Annotated in this window: 8 protein-coding genes; 5 read left to right on the forward strand and 3 right to left on the reverse strand. The window is 65.8% G+C overall.

Annotation, left to right across the window (positions count from 1 at the left end):
- Nucleotides 1-190: 190 nt before the first annotated feature.
- The 4 genes from rpoB (at nt 191) to RZN05_RS10020 (ending at nt 9,942) form a co-directional block, all read left to right on the forward strand.
- Nucleotides 191-4,345 (forward strand): DNA-directed RNA polymerase subunit beta, encoded by a 4,155-nt coding sequence (gene rpoB, locus RZN05_RS10005; protein WP_317226470.1) that lies wholly within the window; start codon nt 191-193, stop codon nt 4,343-4,345.
- Nucleotides 4,346-4,420: 75 nt separating this feature from the next.
- On the forward strand, nt 4,421-8,716 hold the full coding sequence (gene rpoC, locus RZN05_RS10010) for a DNA-directed RNA polymerase subunit beta' (protein WP_317226471.1): 4,296 nt from the start codon (nt 4,421-4,423) through the stop codon (nt 8,714-8,716).
- A 135-nt stretch (nt 8,717-8,851) separates the two neighbouring features.
- Nucleotides 8,852-9,199 (forward strand): hypothetical protein, encoded by a 348-nt coding sequence (locus RZN05_RS10015; RefSeq protein ID WP_317226472.1) that lies wholly within the window; start codon nt 8,852-8,854, stop codon nt 9,197-9,199.
- A complete protein-coding gene (locus RZN05_RS10020) occupies nt 9,196-9,942 on the forward strand; it encodes a hypothetical protein (RefSeq protein WP_317226473.1) in 747 nt (248 codons plus the stop codon). The genes RZN05_RS10015 and RZN05_RS10020 overlap by 4 nt, the downstream gene beginning before the upstream one ends.
- Before the next feature lie 8 nt (nt 9,943-9,950).
- Here RZN05_RS10020 and RZN05_RS10025 read toward each other — a convergent pair whose 3' ends face one another.
- Nucleotides 9,951-11,132: a carbohydrate porin gene (locus RZN05_RS10025; RefSeq protein WP_317226474.1), complete on the reverse strand. Its 1,182-nt coding sequence runs from the start codon at nt 11,130-11,132 to the stop codon at nt 9,951-9,953.
- An 82-nt stretch (nt 11,133-11,214) separates the two neighbouring features.
- On the opposite strand from RZN05_RS10025, the gene RZN05_RS10030 reads away from it, so the two are divergent.
- Nucleotides 11,215-12,102, forward strand: coding sequence for a 2-dehydropantoate 2-reductase (locus RZN05_RS10030; protein ID WP_317226475.1), 888 nt, complete (start codon nt 11,215-11,217; stop codon nt 12,100-12,102).
- On the opposite strand, the gene RZN05_RS10035 is transcribed toward RZN05_RS10030, so the two are convergent.
- Both RZN05_RS10035 and modB read right to left on the reverse strand, forming a co-directional pair.
- A complete protein-coding gene (locus RZN05_RS10035) occupies nt 12,059-12,757 on the reverse strand; it encodes an ATP-binding cassette domain-containing protein (protein WP_317226476.1) in 699 nt (232 codons plus the stop codon). The two genes, RZN05_RS10030 and RZN05_RS10035, sit on opposite strands and share 44 nt — an antisense overlap.
- The gene (modB, locus tag RZN05_RS10040) at nt 12,747-13,436 is read right to left on the reverse strand and encodes a molybdate ABC transporter permease subunit (protein ID WP_317226477.1); all 690 of its coding nucleotides are present in this window, start codon (nt 13,434-13,436) and stop codon (nt 12,747-12,749) included. The genes RZN05_RS10035 and modB overlap by 11 nt, the downstream gene beginning before the upstream one ends.

A 13,436-nucleotide genomic window follows, 5' to 3' on the forward strand; every position in this document is an offset into this window, starting at 1 on the left:
CGCCGTCGCGCAGTGCATCGATCGAATTGGTCTGCGGTTCTACAGGACGCCGAAAGCTGCCGAAACCCGCACAGGGAGTCGCGCGGCCTTTTCGCGTCCTTTGGCACGTCCCGGCCCCGGATCAGGGGCAGCGAAATTACGCCCCCGCCCCGGCAGGGGCAAACTTACGGCTGACGAGGCACAAACACACATGGCAACCAAAGCGATCGAAGGCGGCACGATGAAGCGCCGCATCCGCAAGGTGTTCGGCGACATCCACGAAGTGGTGCAGATGCCGAACCTGATCGAGGTTCAGCGCGAATCCTACGAGCAGTTTCTCCGCAGCGATCCTTCGATCGGCTATGTCTCTGGTCTCGAAAAGACGCTCCGCAGCGTCTTCCCGATCCGCGACTTCGCCGGCACCGCCGAGCTCGACTTCGTCAATTACGAGCTCGAGGACCCCAAGTTCGACGTCGAGGAATGCCGTCAGCGCGGTATCACTTATGCGGCACCGATGCGCGTTACCCTTCGCCTGATCGTGTTCGAGGTGGATCCCGATACGGAAGCCCGCTCGGTCCTCGATATCAAGGAGCAGGACGTCTACATGGGCGACATGCCCCTGATGACGGGCAACGGCACCTTCTTCATCAACGGCACCGAGCGCGTCATCGTCAGCCAGATGCACCGTTCGCCGGGCGTGCTGTTCGACCATGACCGCGGCAAGACCCACGCCTCGGGCAAGTATCTCTTCGCGGCGCGGGTGATCCCGTATCGCGGCTCGTGGCTCGACTTCGAGTTCGACGCCAAGGACATCGTCAACGTCCGCATCGACCGCAAGCGCAAGCTGCCGGTGACGTCGCTGCTCTATGCCCTGGGCCTGAACAGCGAGGACATCCTCAACTATTTCTACAACCGCGTGACCTATGTCCGCGGCCCGAACGGCTGGCAGATCCCCTTCGATCCGGTCAACTGGCGCGGTGCCAAGCCGATGTTCGACATCGTCGACGCCAAGTCGGGCGAAGTCGTGTTCGGCGCCGGCCACAAGATCAGCCCGCGCGCAGCCAACAAGGCGGCCAAGGACGGTCTCGAGACGCTGCTCATCCCGACCGAGGAAATCTTCGGCCGCTATTCGGCGTACGACCTGATCAACGAGTCGACCGGCCAGATCTACATCGAGGCTGGCGACGAAGTGTCGGCCGAGAATCTCGAACTGCTCGACAAGGCAGGCATCGAGAAGCTCGAACTGCTCGACATCGATCACATCTCGACGGGTCCGTGGATCCGCAACACGCTCAAGGTCGACAAGGCCGAGGAGCGCGAGCAGGCACTGTCGGACATCTACCGCGTCATGCGTCCCGGCGAGCCGCCGACGCTCGAGACCGCGGAATCGCTGTTCGCCGGCCTGTTCTTCGATCCGGAGCGCTACGACCTCTCGGCAGTGGGCCGCGTCAAGCTCAACATGCGCCTCGACCTCGACGCCGAGGACACCGTCACGACGCTGCGCACCGAGGACATCCTCGCCGTGGTTAAGACGCTGGTCGATCTCAAGGACGGCAAGGGCGAAGTCGACGACATCGACAATCTCGGCAACCGTCGCGTGCGTTCGGTGGGCGAGCTGCTCGAGAACCAGTACCGCGTCGGCCTGCTCCGCATGGAGCGCGCCGTGAAGGAGCGCATGTCGTCGGTCGACGTCTCGACCGTGATGCCGAACGACCTGATCAACGCCAAGCCTGCGGTTGCCGCGGTCCGCGAGTTCTTCGGCTCGTCGCAGCTCTCGCAGTTCATGGATCAGACCAACCCGCTCTCCGAAGTGACGCACAAGCGTCGCGTCTCGGCGCTCGGGCCGGGCGGTCTGACGCGTGAGCGCGCAGGCTTCGAAGTCCGCGACGTTCACCCGACCCACTATGGCCGCATCTGTCCGATCGAAACGCCGGAAGGCCCGAACATCGGTCTGATCAACTCGCTCGCGTCGTTCAGCCGCGTCAACAAGTACGGCTTCATCGAGACCCCTTATCGTCGCATCATCGACGGCAAGGTGACCAACGACGTCGTCTATCTGTCGGCGATGGAAGAGGCCAAGCACACGATCGCGCAGGCTTCGGCCGAGCTCGACAGCGAGAACCGCTTCACCGAGGAGCTGGTCTCGTCGCGTCAGGCGGGCGAATTCCTGATGGCGCTGCCCGAGCAGATCACCCTGATGGACGTCAGCCCCAAGCAGCTCGTCTCGGTCGCCGCGTCGCTCATTCCGTTCCTGGAAAACGACGACGCCAACCGCGCGCTGATGGGCTCGAACATGCAGCGCCAGGCCGTGCCGCTGGTGAAGGCCGAAGCGCCCTTCGTCGGCACCGGCATGGAAGAGACCGTCGCCCGTGACTCGGGCGCCGCGATCGGCGCACGCCGTTCGGGCATCGTCGACCAGGTCGACGCGACCCGTATCGTCATCCGCGCATCGGGCGACGTTGAAGCCACCGCATCGGGCGTCGACATCTATACGCTGATGAAGTTCCAGCGCTCGAACCAGTCGACCTGCATCAACCAGCGCCCGCTGGTGAAGGTGGGCGACGTGGTCAATGCCGGCGACATCATCGCCGACGGCCCGTCGACCGAGTTCGGCGAGCTGGCGCTCGGCCGTAACGCGCTCGTCGCGTTCATGCCCTGGAACGGCTACAACTACGAGGACTCGATCCTGATCTCCGAGCGGATCGTGAAGGACGACGTGTTCACGTCGATCCACATCGACGAGTTCGAAGTGATGGCCCGTGACACCAAGCTCGGGCCGGAGGACATCACTCGCGATATCCCGAACGTCGGCGAGGAAGCGCTGCGCAACCTCGACGAGGCGGGCATCGTGTACATTGGTGCCGAGGTCGAGCCGGGCGACATCCTCGTCGGCAAGATCACCCCCAAGGGTGAATCGCCGATGACGCCGGAAGAGAAGCTCCTCCGCGCGATCTTCGGCGAAAAGGCCTCGGACGTGCGCGACACCTCGCTGCGCCTGCCCCCGGGCGTTGCCGGCACGATCGTCGACGTTCGCGTCTTCAATCGCCACGGCATCGACAAGGACGAGCGCGCGATGGCGATCGAGCGCGAGGAGATCGAGCGTCTGAAGAAGGACTCGGACGACGAGCGCAACATCCTCAACCGTGCGACCTGGTCGCGCCTGAAGGAAATGCTGCTCGGCCAGGTCGCGACCGCGACGCCGAAGGGCCTCAAGAAGGGCTCCGAGATCGACACCGACCTGCTCGACAGCGTCGATCGTCACGAATGGTGGAAGTTCGCCGTTCAGGACGACGCGATGCAGTCGAACCTCGAAGCGGTGAAGGCCCAGTATGACGAGGCCGTGAAGCGCATCAAGGAGAAGTTCGAGGACCGCCGTGAGAAGCTCGAGCGCGGTGACGAGCTGCCGCCGGGCGTGCTCAAGATGGTCAAGGTCTTCGTCGCGGTGAAGCGCAAGCTGCAGCCGGGCGACAAGATGGCCGGCCGTCACGGCAACAAGGGCGTCATCTCGCGCATCCTGCCGGCCGAGGACATGCCGTTCCTCGCCGACGGTACGCCGGTCGATCTCGTGCTCAACCCGCTTGGCGTGCCTTCGCGCATGAACGTCGGTCAGATCTTCGAGACGCATCTCGGCTGGGCCGCGCGCAATTTGGGTCAGCAGATCCATACCGCGCTCGAGGATTGGCGCGAAGCCAATCCGGATGCCAAGGGCGGTGACATGCCCGAGGCGGTCAAGTCGCGGCTGCTCGAAGTCTATGGCGATCACTATGCCGACGAGATCAAGGCACGCACCAGCGACCAGATCATCGAGCTGGCGGGCAATCTGAAGACCGGCGTGCCGATGGGCACCCCCGTGTTCGACGGTGCGCGCGAGAGCGACGTTTCGGACATGCTCGAACTGGCCGGGCTGCACAGCTCGGGGCAGTCGGAGCTGTTCGACGGCCGCACCGGTGACATGTTCGATCGCCGCGTGACGGTGGGCATCATCTACATGCTGAAGCTCCACCATCTGGTCGACGACAAGATCCACGCACGTTCGATCGGGCCGTACTCGCTCGTCACCCAGCAGCCGCTGGGCGGCAAGGCGCAGTTCGGTGGCCAGCGCTTCGGCGAAATGGAGGTCTGGGCACTGCAGGCGTACGGCGCAGCCTATACCCTGCAGGAGATGCTGACGGTGAAGTCGGACGACGTGGTCGGCCGCACCAAGGTCTACGAGGCGATCGTCAAGGGCGACGACACCTTTGAGGCCGGCATCCCCGAGAGCTTCAACGTGCTCGTCAAGGAAATGCGCTCGCTGGGCCTCAACGTCGAACTCAAGAACGACGAGCCGGGCTTCGATACCGACGGCGTCCAGATCGCAGCGGAATAAGGGGTTCGGGCGCCACCTGCGGGTGGCGCCCCTCCCTGCCCGCCCAGAGATTTGTCCTCCCATGAGGAAACAGAAATGAACGAACTGACCAACTTCGCCAATCCGGTGGCCAAGCCGGAAACCTTCGACCAGATCCAGATCGGCATTGCGTCGCCGGATCGGATCCGCAGCTGGTCCTTCGGCGAGATCAAGAAGCCGGAAACCATCAACTATCGCACGTTCAAGCCCGAGCGTGACGGCCTGTTCTGCGCGCGCATCTTCGGTCCGATCAAGGATTACGAGTGCCTGTGCGGCAAGTACAAGCGCATGAAGTACAAGGGCATCGTCTGCGAAAAGTGCGGCGTGGAAGTGACCGTCTCGAAGGTCCGCCGCGAGCGCATGGGCCATATCGAGCTGGCCGCCCCGGTAGCGCACATCTGGTTCCTCAAGTCGCTGCCGTCGCGCATCGGCCTGCTGCTCGACATGCAGCTCAAGCAGCTCGAGCGGGTGCTCTACTTCGAGAGCTACATCGTCACCGAGCCGGGCCTGACTCCGCTCGAGAAGTTCCAGCTCCTCACCGAGGACGAACTGCTCGACGCGCAGGATGAATATGGCGAGGACGCGTTCTCGGCCGGCATCGGCGCGGAGGCGGTCAAGATCATGCTCATGGATCTCGACCTCGAAGGCGAGCGCAAGGAGCTGCTCGAAGAACTCGCGGTCACCAAGTCCGAGCTCAAGCCCAAGAAGATCATCAAGCGCCTCAAGGTCGTCGAGAGCTTCATCGATTCGGGCAACAAGCCCGAATGGATGATCCTGGACGTCGTGCCGGTCATCCCGCCCGAGCTGCGCCCGCTGGTGCCGCTGGACGGCGGCCGCTTCGCGACCTCGGACCTGAACGATCTGTATCGCCGCGTGATCAACCGCAACAATCGCCTCAAGCGCCTGATGGAGCTGCGTGCGCCGGACATCATCGTCCGCAACGAAAAGCGCATGCTGCAGGAAGCCGTCGACGCGCTGTTCGACAACGGCCGCCGCGGCCGCACCATCACCGGTGCGAACAAGCGTCCGCTGAAGTCGCTGTCCGACATGCTCAAGGGCAAGCAGGGCCGCTTCCGCCAGAACCTTCTCGGCAAGCGCGTCGACTATTCGGGCCGCTCGGTCATCGTGACCGGTCCGGAGCTCAAGCTGCACCAGTGCGGCCTGCCCAAGAAGATGGCGCTCGAGCTGTTCAAGCCGTTCATCTACGCGCGCCTCGACGCCAAGGGTCTCTCGATGACCCTGAAGCAGGCCAAGAAGTGGGTCGAGAAGGAGCGCAAGGAAGTCTGGGATATCCTGGACGAAGTGATCCGCGAGCACCCGGTTCTGCTGAACCGCGCGCCGACGCTCCACCGTCTGGGCATCCAGGCGTTCGAGCCGGTGCTGATCGAAGGCAAGGCGATCCAGCTCCACCCGCTGGTCTGCTCGGCGTTCAACGCCGACTTCGACGGTGACCAGATGGCCGTCCACGTTCCGCTGAGCCTCGAGGCCCAGCTGGAAGCGCGCGTGCTGATGATGTCGACCAACAACATCCTCAGCCCCGCGAACGGCAAGCCGATCATCGTGCCGTCGCAGGACATGGTTCTGGGTCTCTACTATCTCTCGATGGAGAAGACCGGCGAGCCGGGCGAAGGCATGCTGCTGGGCGACATGAGCGAAGTCCACCAGGCGCTCAACGCCGGTGCGGTGACCTTGCACACCAAGATCACCAGCCGCGTCCCGCAGACCGATGCCGAGGGTAACCAGTACCTCAAGCGCTACGAGACTACGCCGGGCCGCATGCTGCTCGGCGAGACGCTCCCGCAGTCGCACAAGGTGCCGTTCGAGACCGTCAACCGCCTCCTCACCAAGAAGGACGTGGGCGACGTGATCGACGAGGTCTATCGCCACACCGGCCAGAAGGAGACCGTGCTGTTCGCCGACGCGATCATGGCGCTCGGTTTCCGGCACGCGTTCAAGGCAGGCATTTCGTTCGGCAAGGACGACATGATCATCCCGGACGCCAAGGTGGCGATGGTCGACGAGACTCGCGCGCTCGTGAAGGATTACGAGCAGCAGTATCAAGACGGTCTGATCACGCAGCAGGAGAAGTACAACAAGGTGATCGACGCCTGGAGCCGTTGCGGCGATCAGGTGGCGGGCGCCATGATGGACGAGATCAAGGCTGTGAAGCGCTATGAGGACGGTCCGAACAAGGGCCGCGAGAAGCCGATCAACTCGATCTACATGATGGCCCATTCGGGTGCCCGCGGTTCGCAGGCGCAGATCAAGCAGCTCGCCGGCATGCGCGGCCTGATGGCCAAGCCGTCGGGCGAGATCATCGAGACTCCGATCATCTCGAACTTCAAGGAAGGTCTGACCGTTCTTGAATACTTCAACTCGACCCACGGCGCTCGCAAGGGCCTCGCGGACACCGCGCTGAAGACCGCAAACTCGGGCTACCTCACTCGCCGCCTCGTCGACGTGTCGCAGGACTGCGTCATCATGGAAGAGGATTGCGGGACCGAGCGTGCGCTGGAAATGCGCGCGATCGTTCAGGGCGGCTCGACCATCGCGTCGCTCGGCGAGCGTATCCTGGGCCGCACCACGGCCGAGGACGTGGTCGACGCCAAGACCAGCGAAGTCATCATCCCGTCGGGCACCTTGCTCGACGAGGCGATGATCACGCAGATCGAGGCCATCGGCATCCAGGGGATGAAGATCCGCTCGCCGCTGGTCTGCGAAGCGCGCATCGGCGTTTGCGGCAAATGCTACGGGCGTGACCTCGCCCGCGGTACGCCGGTGAACATCGGCGAGGCGGTCGGCGTCATCGCGGCGCAGTCGATCGGCGAGCCGGGCACGCAGCTGACGATGCGTACCTTCCACATCGGCGGTGCGGCGCAGCTCAACGAGCAGTCGAACCTCGAAGCGCCGGTGGACGGCACGATCGAGCATCGCGACCTTCGCCTGATCGTCGATCAGCGCGGCCGGCGCGTGGTGCTCAGCCGCTCGGGCGAAATCGCGATCGTCGACATGGACGGCCGCGAGCTCGCAGTGCACCGCATCCCGTACGGCGCCTATGTGCTGTTCGACGACGGCCACATCGTCAGCGCGGGCGACCGCATGGCGGAGTGGGATCCCTTCACCATGCCGGTGATCACCGAGAACCCCGGCACCGTGAAGTATGTCGAAGTCATCGAAGGCAAGACGATGACCGAGCAGGTCGATGAAGCGACGGGCATCGCCCAGCGCGTCATCACCGAGAACCGCGGCGTCTCCGCCAAGAAGGAGGATCTGCGTCCGCGCCTGACCCTCACCGGCGAAAGCGCCGAGGAGGCCGGCCGCTACATGCTCGCACCGGGCGCCGTGCTCTCGGTCGAGGATGGCGCGCAGGTGTCGGCGGGTGACGTTCTCGCCCGTGTCAGCCGCGAGTCTGCCAAGACCCGCGACATCACCGGCGGTCTGCCGCGCGTCGCCGAGCTTTTCGAAGCCCGCAAGCCCAAGGAAAACGCGATCATCGCGAAGGTCTCGGGCCGCGTCGTGTTCGGCAAGGACTACAAGGCCAAGCGCAAGATCGGGATCATGCCCGAGGACGGCGGCGAGGTCGTGGAGTATCTGGTGCCCAAGTCGAAGGTGATCGACGTTCAGGAAGGCGACTACGTCAAGCGTGGCGACAACCTGATCGGCGGCTCGCCCGATCCGCACGACATCCTCGAAGTGCTCGGCATCGAGCCGCTCGCGGAATATCTCGTCTCGGAAATCCAGGAGGTCTATCGTCTCCAGGGCGTGAAGATCAACGACAAGCACATCGAGGTGATCGTTCGCCAGATGCTGCAGAAGGTCGAGATCATCGAGTCCGGCGACACCACCCTGCTGGTGGGCGAACAGCTCGACCGTGACGAGATGGACGAGCAGAACGCCAAGCTCGAAAAGGGCCAGACCCCGGCACAGGGCAAGCCGATCCTGCTCGGCATCACCAAGGCGTCGCTGCAGACCCGCAGCTTCATCTCGGCGGCGTCGTTCCAGGAGACCACCCGCGTCCTCACCGAGGCGGCGGTCCAGGGCAAGCAGGACACCCTGCTCGGCCTCAAGGAGAACGTGATCGTCGGCCGTCTCATCCCGGCAGGCACCGGCGCAGGCATGAACCGCCTGCGTGTCGCGGCCTCGTCGCGTGATGCGGCGCTCCGCGTCGCCCAGCGCAAGATGAACGAAGCCTCGCTCATCGCGCCGAACTCGGCGGCCGAAGAGCATGAAGCCGAACTCGCCCGCTCGGCACGCGACGCCGGCGGCACCGGCGACGACGCGCTGGCCAGCGTGGTCCCCTCGGGCCACGGCACCGACGCGGATGCCGGCGAGTATCTGAACAAGAGCGAGTGATCGCTTAAGTTCGGCCTCTAAGGCGCTGAACAAGAAGAGCCGCCGTCCGGTAGACCGGGCGGCGGCTTTTTCTTTGCCTCCGACTTGAACCAGGCGCCTCCTCGTGACACTCTTCATGCAAGAGGAGTGCATGCGATGGCCAGCAAGCACGAGGAACTGGACGACGCGATCCACGCCATCCGCCAGATCATGAAACTGTTCATGCTCGAGCGAATATTGTGCGTGATCTGCGGGGTCTGCTCGTTCGGCCTGTTTCTCTTCGCCGCCTACAAGCTGTTCGACTCGCAGGTCGTCGACACCAAGACGATGGGGATCATCTTCGGGGCGAGCGGCATCTCGACCGCAGCGTCGGCGGGCATCAGCTATTATCTAAACAAGTCTTTCAACATCATCGAGCGGCTGATCCTGGGCGTCGCCCTCCCGTCCGCGCCGCCCCCTGCCCCGACACCGGCCCCCACACCGACCCAAGCCGCGACGGCATGAGCACCTCGTTCACGACTCAGACCGAAGCGCTGCTGGCCGAATTGAGCAGCACGCGGCGGCGTACCCTGCCCTTCGCGGCGCTCGGCGTCCTGGCCACGCTCGTCGCGCTGGCGATCATGCTATGGCTGTTGGCCGAGAACCGCCGCCAGGCCGCAGAGATCGAGCGCCAGACCCAGGTCGCGCAGAAGAGCATCGCCCAGTTGAATGCGACCCTCGCGCAACTCAAAGCGGGTGGCCAGTCGTCGCGGCTGGTCCAGCAGGCGATCGGCCAGGCGACGGCGGCGAAGGTTGCACTGAGCGAGGTGCAGACCACCGCGCTCGATCCGGGCGAGACCGCAGGCGTCACGGTCCCCCCTGCCGAGGTGACTTTGGGCCCGCAGTTGATCGCGAGGGGCCCCGACAGCGGCTGGGACGTCGATCTGTTCTGGTGCGCGGGCCCGGGCGAAGCCGGCAATTATGCCGCGGCGCGCCAAGCCGGTATACTGCTCGGCATCGAGGCTGCGCGGGGCCGCGCGATCGCTCCGGGCGTGCGCGTGGGCCGCGTGCGGCTGCGGACCGTCCGCGAGCAAGGCCGCGCCAATTGGCCTGCCGGCTTCTATGCCGTATCGGACGGCGGCGATGGCGAAGATGCGGCGGCGAACGCTGCCGCGACGTTCCTGACGAGCAAGCAACTCGCGGTCGGCCGCAAGCAGAGCCAGGGCAAGCCCACCGCCAGCTATTTCAGCATCTTCGCCTGCAACTGATCTGCGCGCTACAGCGACAGCGAGACCCGCAACCCGGCGATGAACACCGTCTCGGCGTCGGCGTCGCCACCCGCGTCGAGCGCGATCTGGAAATCCGGCTGGAGCGTCACTGGGCCGATCCTGTCCGAATAAGTCACTTCGATCGCGCTCTCTGCAGCAGCGCTGCGCAGACCATCGGCACGCAGGACGTGACGGAAATTCTCCGCGAGCACCCCCTGGTTGAGCCCGATCGAGAACTGGCTGTCGTCGCGACCCGCCCATAGGTTCGAGACGAGCACCCCCGCCTGCCAGCCGCCGCGGAACGGCGTGGTCCTGCCGTCGGACACGCCGATGCGGAGGAAACCGGCGGCGGCGCGGCGCCCCTCGGGATAGTTGAACGGCCGCTCGGCGACCAGATAGGCACCGTGCGCATGGCGCTGGATCGGCTCGCCCGTGGCGTCGACCAGGCGGACATCGTCCTGCCGCTGGGTATAGCCCCACGCTCCGACCGCGATCTTGCCGCCATGGCCCTCGAACCCGCTTTCGGCGATCAGCAGCGCGCCATTGTCGAAGTGGACATCGAGCCCACGCGGCTCGCCCAGCGTCCCCGCAGCGGCGTTGAGCACCGCCGCGCGGACGAAACCGCCGCCGTCGAATTCATGATCGAGCCGCGCGGTCAGCGCGGTCGACGGAAAAACCGACGGCCCGTTGGGGCCGGTGGCGGCGACTTCGGAGCCGATCCCGAACGCCGATCCGATCAGCAGGCCCGAAGCGTCGGTGGCGTAGAATTCGCTGTTGAGATCGTAGAGACCGGTGCGCAGCGTTGTGCACTCGCCCAGCTTCTGCTCGATCCACGCCTCGAACAATCGCAGCCGGTGGCTGGCGACCTCGACATTGTCGACGCCCTGGAGCGTGCCGGCGCGGTCGTTGGGCGTGCGGCCCATATTGGCGAGCACGTCGACATGCATCGTCGCACCGCGCCAGCCGGCGAGCATGTCGAGATCGAGATCGGCGGTGACGTCCAGATTGTTCAGCCAATAGAGCTTGGCCGGTCGGTCGTCGGCGGCGACGGCCATCACATCCATCAGATAGTCGGCACCGAACTCCACGCCGTCCTGCGCACGCGCCTGGGGAGCGAACGCCAGCAGCGCGGCCGAGAATAATGCCGGGAGGGATCGAAATGTGCGCGCCTTTTCGATGCTGATCCCCAAGCCAATTATAGAGGCACCCACGGGGCGGCCGCGCCGATCGCGGCAAATTGCCAGATCGGGTCAGCGTCCGTATCCCGGCCCTATGGCAACCGAACCTCAGGATACGGGCGGCAGGATTGCCGTCATCGGCGCGGGCGCGATCGGCGGGACGCTGGCCGCCTGGCTGGCGCAGACGCACGCGGTGACGGTCTGTGCCCGCACGCCGCTCGTCGATCTCGAAGTCGAGACGCCCGAGCGCACGATCCGCGCGACCCCGGCGATCCTCACCGATCCCGCGCAGGCGACGCCGGTCGACTGGGTGCTGGCGACCACCAAGACCTATGACTGCGCCGCCGCGGCCGCCTGGCTGCCCGGACTGATGGGCCCGGACATGCGGCTGGCGGTGATCCAGAACGGCGTCGAGCAGCGCGAGCGCTTCCCGATGGTGCCGCCCGAACGGACGGTGCCGGTAATCATCGACCTGCCCGCCGAGCGCACCGCACCGGGCCGGATCGTCCAGCGCCGCGACGGCACGATCCTGGTGCCGGAGGGCGAAGCGTGCGAGGCCTTCGTCGCGCTCTTCGCCCGGACGGTGATCGACGCGAAGACCACGCCCGATTTCGCCACTGCGGCCTGGCGCAAGCTCGCGATCAACTGTTCTGGCATCGTCAGCGCGATCACCCGCCGCGCCGCCGAGGTGGCCAATGACGAGGGCGTGGCCGAGGTGATGCGCGGGCTGGTGCGCGAATGCGTCGCGGTGGGCCGCGCCGAAGGGGCGACGCTGCCCGACCGGCTCGTCGACCAGGTCGTCGAATGGACGCGGAAGGCGCATCCGGACTCGGTCAATTCGCTCCACGCCGATTTCGTCGCAGGGCGGCCGATGGAGCTCGACGCACGCAACGGCGTGATCGTGCGGCTGGGCGCGAAGCACGGCATCGAAACGCCGCTCAACCGGGCGATGGCGGCGCTGCTGGCGGCAAGCGCGAAATAGTGCTCCTGCGAAAGCAGGAGCACGAACCTCCAATCTCCACGATCCGGTTCCCTAGCCGCTCGGCCTCTGCACGATCGTGCGTGACCATCAGGATCGGCAGGCGCAGTTCGTCGCGCAGCCGCTCGATCAGCCCCATGATCTCTTCGCGCCGCGCGCGGTCGAGCGACGACAGCGGCTCGTCGAGCAGCAGGAAGCGCGGGTTGGAGAGCAGCGCCCGCCCGATCGCCACCCGCCGCGCCTCGCCGCCCGAAAGCGTTCGCGGCCAGCGATCGAGCAGCCCCGCCAGCCCGAGCAGCCCGATCGTCTCGTCGACATCGACTGCGCCTTCCCCCGCCCGCCAGCCATAGAGCAGGTTCGCCCGCACCCGCTTGTGCGGGAACAGCCGCGGTTCCTGGAACACATAGCCCGCGCGCCGCCGCTCGGTGGGGACATTGAAGTCCGGAATCCACGGATCGTCGCTCGCTTCGTAGAGCAACTCATCGTTGACGCGGACGTATCCCCAGCCCGGTTCGAGAAGCCCGGCAACCATGTTGAGCACGCTGGTCTTGCCGACGCCGGACGGACCGAACAGCACGGTCAGCCCGTCGCCGGCCTCGATATGGCATTGGACAACGATATCACCGACCTGCCGTCCGACGTCGATATCAAAGGACATGCATGCCCCTTCCCATCCGCCGCGCGATCAACTCCGACGCCACCAGCGCGACCAGCGACAGCAGCACCGATACCCCGGCCAGCCGGAGGACCAGCGCCTCGCCTCCGGGCGTCTGCAGCGCGGCGTAGATCGCCAGCGGTAACGTCTGGGTCTCGCCGGGCACGTTCGACACGAAGGTGATCGTCGCGCCGAACTCGCCGAGCGCGCGCGCGAAGCCGAGCACCACCCCGGCGATCACCCCCGGCAGGCTCAGCGGCAGCGTGATCGTCGCGAAGGTCCGCCAGCGCCCCGCCCCGAGCGTCCGTGCCGCCGCCTCGAGCCGCAGGTCGACACCCTCGATCGACAGCCGGATCGCGCGCACCATCAGCGGCAGCGCCATCACCCCCGAGGCGATCGCCGCGCCGGTCCAGCGGAACAGCACGCTCGCGCCGAGCCACGCTTCGAGCCACCCCCCGATCGGCCCCGCCGGCGCGAAGGCCAGCAGCAGCAGCCAGCCGGTCACCACCGGCGGCACCACCAGCGGCAGATGGACCAGCCCGTCGACCAGCACTTTCCCAGGAAAGCGCACCCTGGCGAGCAGCCAGGCCAGCGCGAACGCCAGCGGCAGGGTTGCCAGCACCGCCACGCCGCCGACCTTGAGCGACAGCGCGACGATCCCCCATTCGGCCGGCGTCAGCAT

The sequence above is a fragment of the Sphingomonas sp. HF-S4 genome (assembly GCF_032911445.1).
Taxonomy (GTDB): domain Bacteria; phylum Pseudomonadota; class Alphaproteobacteria; order Sphingomonadales; family Sphingomonadaceae; genus Sphingomonas; species Sphingomonas agrestis.

Bases quoted from the DNA above. Each gene is read 5' to 3' on its own strand.
- rpoB (WP_317226470.1), top strand. From the start codon at position 191: ATGGCAACCAAAGCGATCGAAGGCGGCACGATGAAGCGCCGCATCCGC.
- rpoC (WP_317226471.1), top strand. From the start codon at position 4,421: ATGAACGAACTGACCAACTTCGCCAATCCGGTGGCCAAGCCGGAAACC.
- RZN05_RS10015 (WP_317226472.1), top strand. From the start codon at position 8,852: ATGGCCAGCAAGCACGAGGAACTGGACGACGCGATCCACGCCATCCGC.
- RZN05_RS10020 (WP_317226473.1), top strand. From the start codon at position 9,196: ATGAGCACCTCGTTCACGACTCAGACCGAAGCGCTGCTGGCCGAATTG.
- RZN05_RS10030 (WP_317226475.1), top strand. From the start codon at position 11,215: ATGGCAACCGAACCTCAGGATACGGGCGGCAGGATTGCCGTCATCGGC.
- RZN05_RS10035 (WP_317226476.1), bottom strand. From the start codon at position 12,757: ATGTCCTTTGATATCGACGTCGGACGGCAGGTCGGTGATATCGTTGTC.
- modB (WP_317226477.1), bottom strand. From the start codon at position 13,436: ATGCTGACGCCGGCCGAATGGGGGATCGTCGCGCTGTCGCTCAAGGTC.